The organism is Streptomyces prunicolor NBRC 13075 (genome assembly GCF_000367365.1).
In the GTDB taxonomy this organism is placed as follows: domain Bacteria; phylum Actinomycetota; class Actinomycetes; order Streptomycetales; family Streptomycetaceae; genus Streptomyces; species Streptomyces prunicolor.
In genome coordinates this window covers 1-17659 of the sequence record NZ_BARF01000147.1, presented here as the reverse complement: position 1 = coordinate 17659, position 17659 = coordinate 1, and the positions used below count along the sequence as shown (strand labels likewise).

The 17659-nt window shown below is 68.5% G+C and carries 14 protein-coding genes and 1 tRNA gene; 7 read left to right on the top strand and 8 right to left on the bottom strand.

Annotation, left to right across the window (positions count from 1 at the left end):
• Positions 1 to 57 precede the first annotated feature (57 nt).
• From SPR02S_RS52125 to SPR02S_RS52105, 5 genes are all read right to left on the bottom strand, one after another.
• Complete coding sequence (locus SPR02S_RS52125) at positions 58 to 1455, bottom strand: OFA family MFS transporter (protein WP_019065008.1); 1398 nt, start codon at positions 1453 to 1455, stop codon at positions 58 to 60.
• A gap of 1 nt (position 1456) precedes the next feature.
• A complete protein-coding gene (locus SPR02S_RS52120; RefSeq protein WP_019065007.1) occupies positions 1457 to 2845 on the bottom strand; it encodes an OFA family MFS transporter in 1389 nt (462 codons plus the stop codon).
• A 120-nt stretch (positions 2846 to 2965) separates the two neighbouring features.
• The gene (locus tag SPR02S_RS52115; RefSeq protein ID WP_019065006.1) at positions 2966 to 5110 is read right to left on the bottom strand and encodes an acetate--CoA ligase family protein; all 2145 of its coding nucleotides are present in this window, start codon (positions 5108 to 5110) and stop codon (positions 2966 to 2968) included.
• A gap of 4 nt (positions 5111 to 5114) precedes the next feature.
• Positions 5115 to 6347 carry a formyl-CoA transferase gene (gene frc, locus SPR02S_RS52110; protein WP_019065005.1) on the bottom strand — a complete coding sequence of 411 codons (1233 nt, stop codon included), beginning with the start codon at positions 6345 to 6347 and terminating at the stop codon, positions 5115 to 5117.
• Positions 6348 to 6358: 11 nt separating this feature from the next.
• A complete protein-coding gene (locus SPR02S_RS52105) occupies positions 6359 to 8041 on the bottom strand; it encodes a thiamine pyrophosphate-binding protein (protein ID WP_019065004.1) in 1683 nt (560 codons plus the stop codon).
• A 178-nt stretch (positions 8042 to 8219) separates the two neighbouring features.
• Here SPR02S_RS52105 and sucC point away from each other — a divergent pair, with 178 nt between their 5' ends.
• The 3 genes from sucC to SPR02S_RS52090 all read left to right on the top strand — a co-directional run bounded on the left by sucC (position 8220) and on the right by SPR02S_RS52090 (position 11990).
• On the top strand, positions 8220 to 9350 hold the full coding sequence (sucC, locus tag SPR02S_RS52100) for an ADP-forming succinate--CoA ligase subunit beta (protein ID WP_019065003.1): 1131 nt from the start codon (positions 8220 to 8222) through the stop codon (positions 9348 to 9350).
• An 11-nt stretch (positions 9351 to 9361) separates the two neighbouring features.
• Positions 9362 to 10243, top strand: coding sequence for a succinate--CoA ligase subunit alpha (gene sucD, locus SPR02S_RS52095; RefSeq protein WP_019065002.1), 882 nt, complete (start codon positions 9362 to 9364; stop codon positions 10241 to 10243).
• Between the two features lie 166 nt (positions 10244 to 10409).
• Positions 10410 to 11990 (top strand): aldehyde dehydrogenase family protein, encoded by a 1581-nt coding sequence (locus SPR02S_RS52090; RefSeq protein ID WP_019065001.1) that lies wholly within the window; start codon positions 10410 to 10412, stop codon positions 11988 to 11990.
• A gap of 65 nt (positions 11991 to 12055) precedes the next feature.
• Here SPR02S_RS52090 and SPR02S_RS58400 read toward each other — a convergent pair whose 3' ends face one another.
• The gene (locus SPR02S_RS58400) at positions 12056 to 13030 is read right to left on the bottom strand and encodes an LLM class flavin-dependent oxidoreductase (protein WP_245607784.1); all 975 of its coding nucleotides are present in this window, start codon (positions 13028 to 13030) and stop codon (positions 12056 to 12058) included.
• Between the two features lie 72 nt (positions 13031 to 13102).
• On the opposite strand from SPR02S_RS58400, the gene SPR02S_RS52080 reads away from it, so the two are divergent.
• Both SPR02S_RS52080 and SPR02S_RS52075 read left to right on the top strand, forming a co-directional pair.
• Entirely contained in the window at positions 13103 to 13546 is a 444-nt protein-coding gene (locus SPR02S_RS52080) for a MarR family winged helix-turn-helix transcriptional regulator (RefSeq protein ID WP_019064999.1), read from the top strand.
• A 214-nt stretch (positions 13547 to 13760) separates the two neighbouring features.
• Positions 13761 to 13848: transfer RNA gene (locus tag SPR02S_RS52075), tRNA-Leu, on the top strand.
• Positions 13849 to 13942: 94 nt separating this feature from the next.
• On the opposite strand, the gene SPR02S_RS58395 is transcribed toward SPR02S_RS52075, so the two are convergent.
• A complete protein-coding gene (locus SPR02S_RS58395) occupies positions 13943 to 14902 on the bottom strand; it encodes a Ppx/GppA phosphatase family protein (RefSeq protein WP_043259097.1) in 960 nt (319 codons plus the stop codon).
• A 280-nt stretch (positions 14903 to 15182) separates the two neighbouring features.
• Between SPR02S_RS58395 and SPR02S_RS52065 the strand changes: the two genes are divergently transcribed.
• Together SPR02S_RS52065 and SPR02S_RS64270 are read left to right on the top strand one after the other, a co-directional pair.
• The gene (locus SPR02S_RS52065) at positions 15183 to 15545 is read left to right on the top strand and encodes a PRC-barrel domain-containing protein (RefSeq protein WP_019064997.1); all 363 of its coding nucleotides are present in this window, start codon (positions 15183 to 15185) and stop codon (positions 15543 to 15545) included.
• 98 nt (positions 15546 to 15643) lie between these two features.
• Positions 15644 to 15814 carry a hypothetical protein gene (locus SPR02S_RS64270; RefSeq protein ID WP_019064996.1) on the top strand — a complete coding sequence of 57 codons (171 nt, stop codon included), beginning with the start codon at positions 15644 to 15646 and terminating at the stop codon, positions 15812 to 15814.
• A 116-nt stretch (positions 15815 to 15930) separates the two neighbouring features.
• On the opposite strand, the gene SPR02S_RS52055 is transcribed toward SPR02S_RS64270, so the two are convergent.
• Complete coding sequence (locus SPR02S_RS52055) at positions 15931 to 17634, bottom strand: carbohydrate binding domain-containing protein (RefSeq protein WP_019064995.1); 1704 nt, start codon at positions 17632 to 17634, stop codon at positions 15931 to 15933.
• Between the last annotated feature and the right edge of the window lie 25 nt (positions 17635 to 17659).

Genomic DNA, 17659 nt, shown 5'->3' with positions numbered 1-17659 from the left:
CCGTCCCGGGGAGGGCCATCAGGCGTGTCCAGGTCTGCGACCGCGTCGTCCGAACTGTCAGGCAGCAGGCTGTGGTTGGGGAACCTGGGCCAACTCCCTGTCCCCGCGCCCGGGTTGACGTAGCAGCAACGCGATCGCCGCCGCCACCATCGAGACGCCGCCCGCCAGCGCGTACGCGCCGTTGTAGCCCCAGGCCGCCACCACCATCGAGCCGAGGCCGCCGCCGAACAGGCCGCTGACGAGCTTGCCGCTGTACACCAGGCCGTAGTTGGTGGCGTTGAAGTTCTCGCCGAAGTAGTCCGGGGTCAGCGCGGCGAACATCGGGTAGAACGCGCCGCCGCCGAAGCCGGAGAGGAAGGCGAAGAACAGGAACAGCCACTCGCTGCGCAGATGCCCGGCCCAGATCACGCCGAACTGGGCCAGGCCCAGGACCAAGATGACGAAGACCAGGGTGAGTTTGCGGCCCCACAGGTCGGACAGCCAGCCCACGACCGCGCGGCCGATGCCGTTGATGACAGCCATGATGCCCATCGAGGAGGCCGCCACCAACGGGCCGAAACCGACATCCTTCGCGAAGTCGACCTGGAAGGAGATCCCGAAGATCGACACCCCGGCGGTCAGCACGATGGACAGCCACATCAGCGGCAGCATGCCGGTACGGATGGCCTCCTTGGGCGTGAACTGCCGTACAGCAGGGGGGTTCTTGGCGAGGCTCGTCGCGCTTTTGCCGCTGCCGCCGTAGGTCAGCGGGTCGATGTCGGCGGGCCACCAGTTCTTCGGCGGGTCCTTGAAGAAGAACGCGCACCCGAACACCACGATCAGGATGTAACAGCCGATCAGATCCAGGACCCGGTGGTAATTCCCGGTGTCGAAGGCGTAGTTGAAGATGAAGATGAACGGCAGCGAGCCGTACGCGAAGCCGCCGTTGACGAACCCGGTGCGGGCGCCCCGCCGTTCGGGGAACCACTTGCCGACCATGTTGATGCAGGTCGCGTAGACCAGCCCGGCGCCGACGCCGCCGATCACGCCGAAGCCGATGATCGCCAGCCACACGTTGTCCAGGTGGGACAGGGCGAGGAATCCGATGACGCAGAGCACGGAGCCGATGTACATCGCCCTACGGGCCGACAGGATGCCCTTCTCCCGCATCCAGCCCGCCGGGAAGGCGATGCCGGCCTGGAAGAAGACCCAAATGCTCAGGATCCAGAAGGTGTTGCTCTGCGTCCAGCCGTGCGCGCTGGACAGGGTGTCCTCCGCGGAGCCGTACGCGTACTCGAAGACACTGATCGCCATCATGGCTATCCATGGCAGGTAGATCATGATTTTGCGTGAGTGGCCGAGGATGTCGCGGTCGGTCTCGCCGACGCGGTAGACGCGGCCGTGGGCGTCGGTCACTTCACGGTAGGGACGGTTCGCGGCGCCGGATTCGTTCGTGGTGATGGGATCTGCGGTCATGTCACGCCATCTCCTCGCCGAGCGGGTGCGGATTGGGCACGATGCGCCGGGCGTCGGGCCTGCCCGGAGCCTTGAGGAAGAGCGCCAGCACCGCGGAGGCCAGGCCCACGGAACCGGCCAGGACGAACGCGCCGTGGTAGTCCCACTCACCGACGACGACCGCGCCCAGACCGGAGCCGACGAGCCCCGAGATCAGCTTCGAGCTGTAGACCATCCCGTAGTTGCTGGCGTTGTTGTTCTCACCGAAGTAGTCGGCCGTCATGGCCGCGAACAGCGGGAAGATCGCCCCGCCGCCGAAACCCGAGACCATGGAGCAGAACAGGAAGAACGGCATGCTGCCCATCTGGCCCGAGACCAGCACCCCGAACTGCGCGGTGCCCAGCACCAGACACACGATGATCAGCGTGTGACGGCGGCCGAAACGGTCGGAGATCCAGCCGATGACACCGCGCCCGGTGCCGTTCACGATCGCCTTCAGGGACATCGCCGTGGCCACGATCCCGCCCGCGAAGCCCATGTCCTTGCCGAACGGCACCTGGAAGGCGATGCCGAAGATGTTGATGCCGGCCGTGCACAGCAGACAGAACCACATCATCCAGAGCACGGGGGTACGGGCGGCCTCCTTGGGTGTGTACTGCTTGATGGCCGGCGGGTTCTTCTCCAACGCCCGCCGGATCCTGGGGTCTTGGGCCGCTGTGAGCGGATCGACGTGCGCGGGCCACCAGTTCTTCGGCGGATCGCGGAAGAACCAGCCCGCCGAGGCCACCACCAGACACAGGCCTACGCCGACCAGGCTCAGCAGCACCTTGTAGTTGCCGAGGTCGAGCACGGAGGTGAAGAGGAACACGAACGGCACCGACCCGTAGGCGAATCCGCCGTTCACGAAGCCCGTCTTGCCGCCCTTGCGCTCCGGATACCACTTGCCGACCATGTTCACGCACGTTGCATACACAAGACCGGCGCCGATACCGCTGCACATACCGAAGCCGAAGTAGGCGACGAGCACGTTCGGCGCGAACGCGAGCGCCAGATAGCCCAGCAGGGTGCCGAGCGCGCCGATCAACATGGCCGTACGGGCCGGGAGTCTGCCGCTCTCCCGCAACTGCCCGGCCGGGAAGGCCACGGCCGCCTGGAAGAACACCCAGACACCCATCAGCCAGAAGATGTGTCCACTGCTCCACAGATGCGCGTCGTGGAGCGTTTCCTCCGCCGACGTGAACGCGTACTCGGCGGAACTGATGCCCATCATGCCCACCCAGGGCAGGACGACCATCCACTTGCGCGCCCGGCCCATGAGGTCGACATCGGATTCACCGATGCGGTACACGCGGCCGTGACGGCCCGTCACCTCCCTGTAGGAGACGGACGTCGGGAAGTCCGTTGTTGCCATCGCTCAGTGCCCCTTGCGTCGAAAGTCTGGCCAGCGCCCCCTGTCCAATGCCTTTCGCGTGCGCACGGGTCCCCGGGGGCCGGCCGACCGCACTGTCGGCCGGCCCCGCGTCGACTCACGTCATGAACCACCGCCCAACAGCCCTGCCGCACGCGCCCATTGGTACTTCGCGCCCAGCACCGCCACCGGCTTCTCCGTCGTGTACGGGTACGCCACGACCCCGCGCTCGTACAGGTACTGGCAGGCCTCCTCGACCTCGACATCACCCGCGAGCGAGGCCACCACCGGCTTCTCGATGCCGCGTTCCTTGAACTCGGCGACCACGCGCGCGGTGAGCTCCGCGAAGACCATCGGGGGAGTGACGATGGTGTGCCAGTAGCCGAGCACCAGCGCGTGGATGCGCGGGTCCTCAAGCCCCAGCCGGATCGTCGCCTCGTACGTCGACGGCGGCTCGCCCCCGGTGATGTCGACCGGGTTGCCCGCGGCCCCGAAGGGCGGGATGAACTCCCGGAAGGACGCGTCCAGATCGGGCGGAATCTCCATCAGGGAAAGGCCGTTGTCGGTCACCGCGTCCGAGAGCAGCACACCGCTGCCGCCGGCGCCGGTGATGATAACGACGTTGTCTCCCTGGGGAGTTGGCAGCACGGGCAGACCGCGCGCGTACTCCAGCATGTCGTTGAGCCCCGGGGCGCGGATGACACCGGCCTGCTTCAGGATGTCGCCGTACACGGCGTCGTCGCCGGCCAGCGCGCCCGTGTGCGAACCGGCGGCCTTGGCGCCCGCCGCCGTACGACCAGCCTTCAGCACTACAACTGGTTTGAGGGGTACGGTCTTTCGGGCCGCCTCGACGAAGGCGCGGCCGTCCTTGAGGTCCTCCAGGTGCATCGCGATGCACTCGGTGTGCGGGTCCTCGCCGAACCAGGTCAGCAGGTCGTCCTCGTCGAGGTCCGACTTGTTGCCGAGCCCGACGATCGCCGACACCCCGGTCTTCGTGGTCCGCGCGAACCCGAGGATGGCCATTCCGATGCCACCGGACTGCGAGGTCAGCGCCACCCCGCCCTTCACGTCGTACGGCGTGCAGAACGTGGCGCACAGGTCGTGCCAGGTCGAGTAGTAGCCGTAGATGTTCGGCCCGAGGAGGCGGACGCCGTAGCGCTCGGCGATCTCGACTATCTCCTCCTGGAGTTGGACCTCACCGGTCTCGGCGAACCCGGAGGGGATGAGGACGGCGTTGGGGATGTTCCTGCGTCCCACCTCCTCCAGTGCCGCTGCCACGAACTTGGCGGGAATGGCGAAGACGGCCACATCCACCTCACCGGGAACGTCCGTGACACTCTTGTACGCCTTGCGGCCCAGAATGTCATCGGCCTTGGGGTTCACCGGATGGATCTCCCCGGCGAAGCCGCCGTCGACGAGGTTGCGCATCACCGAATTGCCGATCTTGCCCTGCTCGTTCGAGGCACCGATCACGGCGACCGAGTCCGGCTCCATCAGGCGACGCATGGTCGTCAGGATTTCGTCGCGTGTATACCGTCGACGGGCTACCGGCTGCGATTCGGCGAGGATGACACGGATGTCGGCCGCGACCGCGCCCTCCGGTGTCGCGATCACCGGGTTGAGATCCACCTCGGCGATCTCCGGGAAGTCCGCGACCAGTTGGGACACCCGGCGGATCTGCTCCGCGATCGCCCACCGGTCGACGGCCGGCGCGCCGCGCACCCCGCGCAGGATCTCCGCCGCGCGGATCGAGTCCAGCATGGACAGCGCCTCGTCCGGGCTGACGGGCGCGAGCCGGAACGTCACGTCCTTGAGCACCTCGACGAGCACCCCGCCGAGCCCGAACGCGACCACTTTCCCGAACGTCGGGTCGGTCACCGCGCCGACGATCACCTCCTGCCCCTGGGGCAGCAACTCCTGCACCTGGACGCCCTTGATGCGGGCATCGGCGTCGTAGGCCCGCGCGTTGTCGACGATCCTGTGGAACGCGGCCCGTACGTCCGCAGCGCCCTCGACCCCGACGATCACTCCGCCGGCGTCGGTCTTGTGCAGGATGTCGGGCGAGACGATCTTCATCACGACGGGCCCGCCGAACCGCGCCGCGTACGCCACGGCCTCGTCGACGTCCGTCGCCAACTCCTCACCCGGTACGGCGATCCCGTACGCGTCGGCGATCACCTTGCCCTCGGGCGCGGTCAGCGCGAACCGTCCCTCGGCCCGCACGGAGTCGAGGAGCGCGCGCACCTTCAGGACTCGGTCCTCTGTCATCACGTCAGATCACCCCGTTCGACTTGAGGAGGCGCAACTCTTCGTCGCCGAGACCGAGTTCGCCGATGTAGACCTCTTCGTTGTGCTCGCCGAGCAGCGGTGAACTGGTCACGTCCACGGGGGAGTCGGAGAGCTTCAGCGGGCTGCCGACGGTGACGAACTCGCCGCGCTCGGGGTGCGGGACCGTCACGACCATCTCGTTGGCGACCAGCGACTCGTCCTCGATGATCTCCCTGGTCGAAAGGATCGGCCCGCACGGGATGTTGTGGGCGTTGAGCCGCTCCAGCACCTCCCACTTGGGCAGCGTGGACGACCACTCCTCGATCAGCTGGAACATCTTGGAGAGCTGCGGCAAACGGGCCTCCGGCGTCGCCCACTCCGGGTCCTCGGCCAGCTCGGGCCGGCCGATCAGTTCGGTCAGCGGCTTCCATCCGACCGGCTGCACGATGACGTACACGTAGTCGTTCGGGCCGCCCGGTGCGCACTTGACGGCCCAGCCGGGCTGCCCGCCGCCGGACGCGTTGCCCGAGCGGGGCACCTCGTCGCCGAAGTCGTCGTTCGGGTACTCGGCGAGCGGCCCGTGCGCCAGGCGCTGCTGGTCGCGCAGCTTCACCCGGCACAGGTTCAGCACGGCGTGCTGCATGGCCACGTTGACTCGCTGCCCGCGCCCGGTGCTCTCCCGCTGGAACAGTGCCGCCAATATCCCGGCTACTGTATGCACTCCTGTGCCGGAGTCACCGATCTGAGCGCCCGTCGCCAGCGGCGGCCCGCCCTCGAAGCCGGTGGTCGACATCGACCCGCCCATCGCCTGCGCGACGACCTCGTACGCCTTGAAGTTGGTGTACGGACCGTCCCCGAAGCCCTTGATGGACGCATACACAATACGGGGATTGATCTCCTGTATGCGATCCCAGGTGAACCCCATACGGTCGACCGCGCCCGGCCCGAAGTTCTCGACCATGACGTCGGAGCGCCGGATCAGCTCGGTGAGGATCTCCTTGCCGCGCTCGGTCTTGGTGTTGAGGGTGATGCTCCGCTTGTTGCAGTTGAGCATCGTGAAGTAGAGCGAGTCGACGTCCGGGAGGTCGCGCAGCTGCTTGCGCGTGATGTCACCGGTCGGCGCCTCCAGCTTGACGACGTCGGCGCCGAGCCAGGCGAGCAGTTGGGTCGCGGAGGGGCCGGACTGGACGTGCGTCATGTCGAGGACGCGGATGCCCTCAAGTGCCCTGGCGGTCATGGCCGTTCACCTCACTTGTACATCGTCTGGTTCATGGTTCCGGGGGCGTACGCGTCCGGGTCGACCCAGACGTTGATCAGCGAGGGCTTGCCCGACTCACGGGCGCGTTGCAGTGCGGGGCCGATGTCGGCGGGGTCGCGGACCTCCTCGCCGTAACCGCCCAGCATCTGGGCGAACTTGTCGTAGTGGACGTCGCCGAGGGTGTTGCCGACCCGCTCGCGCTCCAGGCCGTACTTGGCGGCCTGGCCGTAACGGATCTGGTTCATCGAGGAGTTGTTGCCGACGATGCCGACGAACGGGAGGTCGTAGCGGACGAGGGTCTCGAAGTCCCAGCCGGTGAGCGAGAACGCGCCGTCGCCGAACAGCGCGACGACCTCCTTGTCGGGGCGTGCCTGCTTGGCCGCGAGGACGAAGGGGATACCGACGCCGAGGGTGCCGAGCGGGCCCGGATCCATCCAGTGGCCGGGTGACTTGGGCTGCACGACCTGCCCGGAGAAGGTGACGATGTCGCCGCCGTCGCCGATGTAGATGGAGTCCTCGGTGAGGAAGTCGTTGATCTCGCTGACCAGGCGGTAGGGGTGGATCGGTGACGCGTCCGACTTCAGGCTGGGCAACCGCTTCTCGATCGCGGTCTGTTCGGCGGCGCGCAGCTCGTCGAGCCACTCCTTGCGCCGGGACGCACCGCCGTTGAGGCGTCCCAAGGCGGCTTCCGCGACCGACTTCAGCACGAGCCCCGCGTCGCCGACGATGCCGAGGTCGATGTCGCGGTTCTTGCCGACGGTGCGGTAGTCGAGGTCGATCTGTACGACGGTCGCGTCGGGGGAGAGGCGCTTGCCGTAGCCCATGCGGAAGTCGAAGGGCGTGCCGACGATGACGATGACGTCGGCGTTGGAGAAGGCGTACCGGCGCGACAGCTGGAAGTGGTGCGGGTCGCCGGGCGGGAGGGTGCCGCGCCCCGCGCCGTTCATGTACGCGGGGATGTTGAGGGTGCGGACGAGGTCAATGGCCGCCTCGGTGCCCCGAGTTGTCCACACCTGGCTGCCCAACAGAACCGCCGGCTTCTCGGCGTGGACGAGCAGGTCGGCGAGCTTCTCGATCGCCTCGGGGTCGCCCGCCGACCGGGTCGAGGCACGGTAGGCACCGGGCTTCGGCACCCGCGCCTTGCCCACCGGCACCTTCGCGTCGAGGACATCGCGCGGGATCTCCAGGAACGAGGGGCCGGGCGCGCCGTGGTAGCACTCGCGGAACGCCATCGACACCATGTCGGCGGCGCGGGCCGTGTCCGGCACGGTCGCCGCGAACTTGGTGATCGGCGTCATCATGTCGACGTGCGGCAGGTCCTGGAGGGACCCCATCTTGTGTTGGGTCAGGGCCCCTTGACCACCGATCAGCAGCATCGGGGACTCGGCGCGGAACGCGTTGGCGACACCGGTGACGGCGTCGGTCGTACCGGGACCGGCGGTGACCACCGCGCATCCCGGCCTGCCGGTGATCCGTGCGTAACCGTCGGCGGCGTGGGCTGCCACCTGCTCGTGGCGTACGTCGACGACTTCTATGCCCTCGTCGACGCAGCCGTCGTAGATGTCGATGATGTGGCCGCCGCACAAGGTGTAAATGCGGTCGACCCCCTCGGCCTTCAGGGCTTTGGCGACGAGATGACCACCGGAAATCACGTCCTGGGTGTCGTCGGGCATGGCGAAGTCCTGTCCCTTCGTAGGGGGTTGGAACGCTCTCGCGGTACATTGCATACAGTCGACGAATACTGTATGAAACTTGTTATCCCGCATCCGGTGGGTGGTGTCCAGGGGGCGTGCGGCACTTTTCGGGGGACAGGGGCCGCTCCCCGGACAGACACAGCAGCGAGGAGCTCGGATGGATCTGTACGAGCACCAGGCAAGGGAACTCTTCGAGGAACACGGCATCTTGGTGCCCCGGGCCGAGGTCACCGCCTCGTCCAAGGAGGCGCGGGAGATCGCCCGCAGGCTGGGTGGGCGAGTGGTGGTGAAAGCCCAGGTGAAGACCGGTGGACGGGGTAAGGCGGGCGGGGTCAAACTCGCCGCCGACCCGGCCGCCGCCGAACTCACGGCCCGGCAGATCCTGGGCATGGACATCAAGGGCCACACGGTCGGCAAGGTGATGCTGGCCCAACCGGTCGACATCGAGAGCGAGTTCTACGTCTCCTACGTCCTCGACCGCGCGGCGGGCCGTTTCCTCGCGATCGCGTCCGCCGAGGGCGGTATGGAGATCGAGGAGGTCGCCGCCCGTCGACCGGATGCGGTCGCCCGTATACACATCGACCCGGCCGAGGGTGTCACCTCGGCCAGGGCGGGTGAGATCGCCGAGGCGGCCGGCCTGCCGCCGCAGACCGTCGACGTCCTCGTACGACTGTGGGAGGTGCTGGTCCGCGAGGACGCCGTCCTCGTCGAGGTCAACCCGCTCGTGCGGACGAAGCAGGGGCAGATTCTCGCCCTCGACGGCAAGGTGACCCTCGATGACAACGCCCGTTTCCGGCAGGCGCGTTGGGGTGCCGAGGGTGTGGCGCACGACGATCCGCTGGAGGCGGCGGCCGCCGCGAAGGGGCTCAACTACGTCAAGCTCGACGGCGAGGTCGGCATCATCGGCAACGGAGCGGGCCTGGTCATGTCGACGCTCGACGTGGTCGCAGGGTGCGGCGCCCGTCCCGCCAACTTCCTCGACATCGGCGGCGGAGCATCGGCCCAGATCATGGCCGACGGGCTGTCCGTCATCCTCTCCGACCCGGCCGTGAAGTCGGTGTTCGTCAACGTCTTCGGCGGGATCACCGCATGCGACGCGGTGGCCGACGGCATCGTACGGGCCCTGGAATCCGTGCGGTTGACCAAGCCGCTGGTCGTCCGGCTCGACGGCAACAACGCGGCCCGGGGCCGGGCGATCCTCGACGGCCACGCGCATCCGCTGGTCCAGCAGGCCACCACCATGGACGGCGCCGCCCGCCGCGCCGCCGACCTCGCCAACGCACGCTAAGGAGCCGGGACATGGCGATCTACCTCACCAAGGAGAGCAAGGTCCTCGTCCAGGGCATGACCGGCGGTGAGGGCATGAAGCACACCCGCCGGATGCTCGCCGCCGGCACGAACATCGTCGGCGGCGTCAATCCCCGCAAGGCGGGCCGTACCGTCGATTTCGACGACCGTGCCGTGCCGGTCTTCGGGTCGGTCGTCGACGGTATGCGGTCGACGGGAGCCGATGTCAGCGTCGTGTTCGTGCCGCCCGCCTTCGCGAAGGCGGCCGTGATCGAGGCAGCCGACGCGGGCATCGGCCTCGCCGTCGTCATCACCGAGGGCATCCCGGTCCACGACTCGGTCGCCTTCACCGCCTACGCGCGCTCGAAGGGCACCCGGATCATCGGGCCCAACTGCCCCGGCCTGATCACCCCCGGCCAGGCGAACGCCGGCATCATCCCCGCCGACATCGCCAAGCCGGGCCGTATCGGCCTGGTCTCCAAGTCCGGCACGCTCACCTATCAACTCATGTACGAACTACGGGACATCGGCTTCTCCACCTGTGTCGGCATCGGCGGAGACCCCGTCGTCGGCACGAGTCACATCGACTGTCTCGCCGCGTTCCAGGACGACCCCGACACCGAACTGATCGTCCTCATCGGCGAGATCGGCGGCGACGCCGAGGAACGCGCCGCCGCGTACATCCGCGACCACGTCACGAAGCCCGTCGTCGGCTACATCGCCGGCTTCACCGCACCCGAGGGCAAGACGATGGGGCACGCGGGCGCCATCGTGTCGGGCTCCTCCGGTACGGCGGCGGCGAAGAAGGAGGCGCTGGAGGCCGTAGGAGTGAAGGTCGGAAGCACGCCGACGGAGACCGCCCGGCTGGTGTTGGACCGGTTGAATCTCCGGTGAGCGGTGCCGGCCCTCCCGTAAGCGGTACGTGACGTCACTCATAGTTGAGGCGGCGTGACTGTTGTGCTCCTTCGAGCGCAACTAGCTTCATCTGTACGACAGTTCGTACATTGGACCGTTCCTGCCTCACCCCGCCCCGACTGTGCACCGAGAGCGGAGCAGAAGCATGGCATCAACCCTCACGCCTGGTCCCACCCCGACACCCACCCTTCACCCCCCGACCCTCAAGGAGGGCACCTCCTGGAGTGACGCCTGGCGGCGTTGCCTCGCCGTCGCGCCCGAGGCGTTCCAGGACGACCGCGTCCTCAACCTCTGGAACTCCGCCTGGCAGCGGGACGGCCGGGCGCTGCCCGCCACCAGCCCCGTCGACGGCAGCCCCATCGCGGGCCCGCCCCGCCTGGACCGGTCCACCGCCCACCAGGCCGTACGCGCCTCCCTCGACCAGCACCGTGCCTGGCGCCACGTCCCGCTCGACGAACGGCGTGCCCGCGTCGCCGCGACGCTGGACGCCCTGACCGAGCACCGCGAACTCCTCGCGCTGCTGCTGGTCTGGGAGATCGGCAAGCCCTGGCGGCTCGCACAGGCAGACGTGGACCGGTCCATCGACGGCGTCCGCTGGTACGTCGACGGCATCGAGCCGATGCTCGCCGGCCGCACCCCGCTGGACGGCCCGGTGTCCAACATCGCGAGCTGGAACTACCCGATGAGCGTGCTCGTCCACGCCATGCTCGTGCAGGCACTGGCAGGGAACGCGGTCATCGCCAAGACCCCGACCGACGGCGGCGTCGCCTGCCTCACCCTGGCCGCCGCGCTCGCCGCACGCGAGGGAATCCCCGTCACCCTCGTCAGCGGCAGCGGGGGCGAGCTGTCGGAGGCGCTGGTCCGCGCGCCCGAGATCGGCTGCGTCTCCTTCGTCGGCGGGCGCGACACCGGAGCCGCGGTGGCCACGGCCGTGGCCGACCTCGGCAAACGGCACATCCTGGAACAGGAGGGACTCAACACCTGGGGCATCTGGAACCACACGGACTGGGCCGCGCTCACCGCGGTCATCCCCAAGCTCTTCGACTACGGCAAGCAGCGTTGCACGGCGTATCCGCGCTTCGTCGTCCAGCGCGAGTTGTTCGACGAGTTCCTCGCCGCCTACCTCCCGGCGGTCCGAACTCTCCGCGTCGGCCACCCTCTTGCGGTCCAGCACCCTCAAGACCCCTATCCGGAACTGGACTTCGGACCCGTGATCAATGCGGCCAAAGCCAAGGAGCTCCACGACCAGGTGGCCGAGGCGATCGACCGCGGCGCCGTACCGCTGCACCGCGGCAAGCTGTCCGAGGCCAACTTCCTTCCCGGGCAGGACACTTCGGCGTACGTCCGCCCCGTCACACTCCTCAGCCCGCCCCCGTCGTCCCCGCTGCACCACGCGGAGCCGTTCGGCCCGGTCGACACCATCGTCCTGGTCGACACGGAAGCGGAGCTGCTGGCCGCGATGAACGCGTCCAACGGCGCGCTCGTCGCCACCCTGTCCACCGACGACCGGGTGACCTACGACCGACTGGCCCCGCAGATCCGCGCGTTCAAGGTCGGCCACGGCACACCACGCTCGCGCGGCGACCGCGACGAACTGTTCGGCGGGTTCGGCGCGTCCTGGCGCGGCGCCTTCGTCGGCGGCGAACTTCTCATCCGCGCGGTGACACACGGGCCGGTGGGGGAGCGCTTGCCGGGCAACTTCCCGGAGTACCAGCTCATGCCGTGACCGGCGGGTGCGGGCTCACGCCCTGACCGGCAGGTTCGGCCTGCGCTGTGACCGGCGATACCGGCTCACGCCGTGGTCGGCGGCCGGGCGGCACTCGCGTTCACCGAGTGCCGCCCGGCGATGATCTCGTCGGCCAGCCAGCGGGCCACGCCCTGCGGATAGGGGCGCGGCAGACTGAGCACGATGTGGTTCATCCCGGCGTCGACGAGGTGGCCGACCGTCTCCCTCGTCGTGGCCGGATCGTCGTACGACACCAGCACCTGGACCGAGCGCGTGATCGTGCCCGGGTCGCGGCCCAGTTCGGCGCAGTGCGCGTCCAGGACGCGGGCGCGTTCAGCGACGTAGCCGACGGTGTTGTGCGGCGGCCCTGGAACGTTCCAAACGTCGGCGTGCTCGGCGACCAGTCGCAGTAACCGGGTACCCCAGCCGCCGATGAGCAGCGGGGGACCGGGCCGCTGCACAGGCTTGGGCTCGCACCGATTGCCCCGGAGGCGGTAGTAGCGGCCGTCGAAGTCGAAGACGTCCCGGGTCCACATCCCCTTCAGGATCGTGACGGTCTCCGCGAGTCGGGCGAGGCCCTCGCCGGGTGGGACGAGCGAGAGGCCGTACGCCTCGTACTCCGCGATCGCCGGATTGGCGCCCTCGATGCCCCCGGCCCCCGGCGGCTGATGCGTGCCGCCGACTCCCAGCCCGAGGGTGAGACGGCCGCCCGAGATCACGTCGACCGTGGACGCCATCTTGCCGAGCACGGCCGGCGGGCGGATGCGGTTGCTGGCGACGAGGAGTCCGAGCCGGAGCCGTTCCGTCTGCGCGGCGAGCGCGCTGAGTAGGGTCCAGCCCTCGTGCACCTGCCCGTCCTTCGGCCCGGCGACCGGGAGCAGGTGGTCCCACAGCCAGGCGTCCGCGATCTCCGGCACGGTGTCGGCCTCCAGCCAGACCCGCCGGATGTCCTCGTACGACACATGCATGGGGGTGGTCTTGATCCCGAACCGCACAGCGGGTGCTTCTGCCTTGTCCGTCATAGCCGTCATAGCTGTCATGGCCGTCAGAGTAGCGAATCATCAGCCATGCTGACGATCAGAATGGGGATCCAGTCGGGATACAGTCGGCGAATGGCCAACGATCAGTACCCCGCCCCCCTGGAGTCCCGGCTCGGTTACCTCCTCAAGCACGCCCAGGCCGGACTGGCCAGGGCGTCGGCCGAGGCGCTGGCGCCGCACGGTGTGGACGGCCATGAGCTGGCCGTACTGGTGGTGCTCTCGGCGGGGGAACCATTGTCGCAGGTCGAGGCCGCCGGGCGGCTCGGGGTCGACCGCACCACGATGGTGTCGTTGATCGACGGCCTGGAGGACCACGGTCTGGTGGAGCGGCGCCGCAGTCCGCACGACCGCCGCAAGAACATCGTCGAACTGACACCGGAGGGCCAGGACTGCCTGCGCCAGGCGGAGCAGGCCCGCCGTGCGGCGGAGCGCCGTTTCCTCGCCCCGCTGGACGACGAGACGGCGGCGTCACTCGTACGGGCGCTGCGGACGCTGGTGCTCACTGAGAGGGAGTGAGAGGGAGTGAGTGGGGGAGGGGTGGCGGGGTGGCGGAATCCGGGCCTGTGTCCGTAGCTGATCGTTCACCCGTGGTGGTGGGTTCGCGCAGGTGGGGGGCGGTCTGCGGCCGGCTCCGGCAGGGGTGGATATGCAGGTGAAAGGTGCTCCGAAAGCTTGGTATTGTTGTCCATGTCGCCGCGGGGAACACCCCCGGTCGGGCGGCAGACACCTAGTCCGGGTGGCGGAATGGCAGACGCGCTAGCTTGAGGTGCTAGTGCCCTTTAACGGGCGTGGGGGTTCAAGTCCCCCCTCGGACACCAGCAGTCCTGGCAGCAGTAACCCCAGTTGATCTGGGGTTTTTCTGTTTTTCGGGCCGTGGCTGCAGCCGACGGCCGGGGAGTGGCGCGTCGGGGTTCAACTGGCTTGGCGGGAGCGGGAGTCCGCGGTGTGGGGTTGGGGTGCGCCGAGGTGTTCCAGGAGGAGGCCCTCCCGGGTGGACCAGGGGCAGATCTCGACGGTTTTGGCCCCGCAGGCTTTCATGAGGGCTTGAGCGATCATGGCGCCGGCCAGGGACTGTTCGGCGCGGTGGTGGGAGATGCCCGGTAGTTTGCCGCGGCGGGACGGCTTCGAACCGGCCAACAGATCGATCGAGACGCGCAGTTGGGGCAGGGCCAACTTCCGCCTGGCGCGTGGCGCTTTGCCCCGGGCCACAGCGAGGCGGGCGAGCTGTTCGAAGGTTTTGGAGCAGGCCAGCACCCGTCCGCCCGGTTCGGCCCGCGGCAGGTCGGGGACGGCTTCCAGGTACTGGTGCAGGTACTTCTGGAGCTCGGCCAGGCGGCGTGCGGACGGTACGGTGCCGCCGGGCAGCCAGTCCCGGGTGATCCTGCGCGCGCCCAGCGGCAGCGAGAGGACGGAGTCGGGCTGGTCCCCGGTGCCGACGGCGATCTCCAGGGTCCCGCCGCCGATGTCCAGGACCAGCAGGGGGCCGGCCGCCGGGCCCGCCCACTCACGGGCGGCCACGTAGGCCAGCCGTGCCTCCTCCTCGCCGGTCAGCACGCGCAGACGGGTACCCGTGGCGCGGGCCACACTCGCGATGATCGCGTCCCGGTTGGGGGCGTCCCGTATGACGGAGGTGGCGAACGCGAAGACTTCCGGTCCGCGTGTACGCGGGTTCGCGGCGACGGCCTCGGCCACCGCCCGCTCGACGCTTCGCACGCCGGCCTTCTCCAGCCGCCCCTTGTGATCGAGGGTCTCGTGCAGCCTCAGCCGCACCTTGCGGGAGAACACCGGCTCCAGCACCGCCCCCGGACGCCGCCGTACCACTGTCAGCAGAGCACTGTGACACCCGACGTCGAGCACACCTGCCTGCCGCACTCCATCGCCTCCCCTGGTCCCGCGCTCGACAGGACCGGCTTCTTCCCCCCGCCTCCGACAGTACGGACGACGGCGCGACGGGGATTCCGGCCCAAGTGCATGATCCTACCTTCACCATTCGCACACTCCCCGACCTGTTCCGTCCGAGCGGAGGAGCACTTCCGGCCAAATGCACGACCGCACACGGGTAAAACCGGCGCCGTGACCTGCAGGGCTCGGCTGTGGTGTCAGGGGCGATCGCGGGGGAACCCGTTGTGTACCAGCGTTCAGGAGACCGGACATGAAAACGATCCACGCGGCCGATATCCGTGAGTGGCGCAACCGCAACGTCGTCGACTTCGAGGGACACAAGATCGGCGTGCTCGAAGCGGTCTACGTGGACACCGCCACCGACGAGTCGGCCATGGCCACGGTCCGTATCGGACTGCCCACGCGTCAACGGTTGGCCTTCGTCCCCCTCGGCGACGCGATCCTCGGACCCGACTACGTCAAGGTCGGCTACGCGAAGGCGCAGGTGAAGAAGGCGCCGTCGATCGGCACGGACGACATCCTGCCGGCCGAGGGGGAGGAAGCGATCTTCCAGCACTACGGCATGGAATACCGGCCCGGGGCAGGCGGGGAGAGGCAGCTCGCGCGCCGCTGACCTGCTGTCGTTCCGTCTGAAGTCGGAAGTCTGGAGTCTCGCTTCTGAAGTCCGACGTCCGAAGTCTCGCGTCCGAAGTTTGAAGGTGGTGTGCTGCGGTGGTTCTCTTTCTGTTGCTCGTCCTGATCGCCCTCGTGCTGGGAATCGTCGGGGTGGCCGCGAACGGCTTGAGCTACCTGCTGGTGATCGGCGTCGCTGTTCTGGTGGCGGCTCTGGCCCTCGTCGCCGTGCGCTGGTCCCGGCGCTCCGGCAGTCGGCCTGTTCGGTAGCGGCGAGGTGTTGTAACGGGCGGACCGGACAAGGCTGTTGGCGCGTCGCCCGGTCTGGTCCGGTCCGGTCCGATCCGTTGTCGTGTCGCTGGTTCTCCGTGCTCGCGCCGGTCTGTTCAGGTGAGGGTGAAGTCGTCGGCGGTGACGCCGGACTGGCCGTACCAGCCGTGGACGTAGACGCTGACCGTTCCGCTGCTGCCGGTGGTGAAGGTGACCTTGAGCTGGTTCCAGGTCGTGCTGTTCGACCAGGTGCTCGCGGAGGCTCCGCCGGTGACTCCGATATAGGCGTACGGTCCCTGCACCCAGGCGCTGAGCGTGTAGCTCGTGTTGGGGGACAGGGTGACGCTCTGGTCGCATTCGCCGGTTGCGCTGGAACTCGGGGTGACCTGGAGGCTGTGGCTGCCGCTGTGGACCGGGGTGGAGACCACCGCGCTGCCGCCCGTGCAGGTCCAGGGGCTGAGGCTGCCGGTCTCGAAGCCGGCGTTGGTCAGGGAGCCCCCGCCGCCTCCGCCGCCGGTGGTGGTGACCGTGAGTGTGTAGGTCGCGCTGTGACTGCCGCTCGCCGCGGTGCCGGTGACGGTGATCGGGTAGGTGCCCGCGGCCACGGACGAGCCGACCGTCGCCGTGAGTGTCGAACTGCCGCCGGAGGTAACGGAGTTGGGGCTGAACGAGACACTGATGCCGGACGGTGCGCCGGAGGCGGCGAGGCTGACGGACTCGGCGCTGCCGGCGGTGACGGCCGTAGCGACGGTCGTGGTCGCCGAACCGCCCTGGGTCACCGAGGTGGAGCCCGGTGACAGGGACAGGGAGAAGTCGGTGGTGGTGCCTCCGCCGCCGCCCGAGCTGCCCTCGTAGGGTACGAACGCGTCGGTGAACGCGAGGCTGTTCTGGCTGATCTCACTGCATGTGGGCAGCGAGTTGGCGGTGCCGCTGCATGCCTGGTCGCGGGTGATCGCCCAGAACGCGAGCCGCCCGACGCTGTTCTGCGCGGCGAAGGTCTCCACCGTCTGGGCATCGGCGAGGGTGAAGGTGGAACCGTCGTCGTTCTTGCCGATCATCGGGGTGATGCCGAGGTTGGCGTAGGTGTAACCGGAGTCGACGGACTGCATCTGCGCCAGCGTGGCCTTCGCCGCGGAGATCGCGCCCTGGCCCATCTCGGTGCCGGTGCCGGCGTAGTAGTCCATGGCCATGATGTTGACCACGTCGATCTTGATGCCCGCGTTCTTGGCGGCCTTGAGGATGTTGACGCCGTCGCCGGTCAGCCCGCTCGTCAGCACCGGGAGGGTCATGGAGAACTGGAGGTTCGGGTTGGCCGCCTTCAGGTCCTTCATCGCCTGCATCTGGCGGGCCGCCGCCGCGGTGTCCGCGATGGCGGCGCCCTCGATGTCGAAGTCGAGCTGGGTGACGCCGTAGTCGTTGATGATGGCCTGGTATCCGGCGTCGATGCTGCTCTGGGTGGAGCACGTCCAGGCCAGCGGCTCGCCGCTCGCTCCGCCGGAGGAGATGATGACCGACGCGCCTTCGGACTTGGCCTTGGCGATCAAGGGGTCGGTGTAGGAATCGTTGCCGATGGGGAGCGTGTCGCCCCAGATCTGGTTGCAGCCGACGCCGAGTACGAAGGCCGCGGTGTAGGCCTTGAGCTTGTGTCCGGTGATGGCGGTGTCGAGCAGTCCTTCCTGACTGTTCGACATGTCGACGTAGGGAGCCACGGAGTAGACGCTGCTTCCCGCGGCGCTGCTCGCGGGGGCCAGGGCGACGGTGACGCCGGTGACCGAGAGCGCGAGGGCGGCGACGGACGCCGCGAATCTTGCCAGGCGCATGACAGTTCCCCTTTCGGGGGTGCCC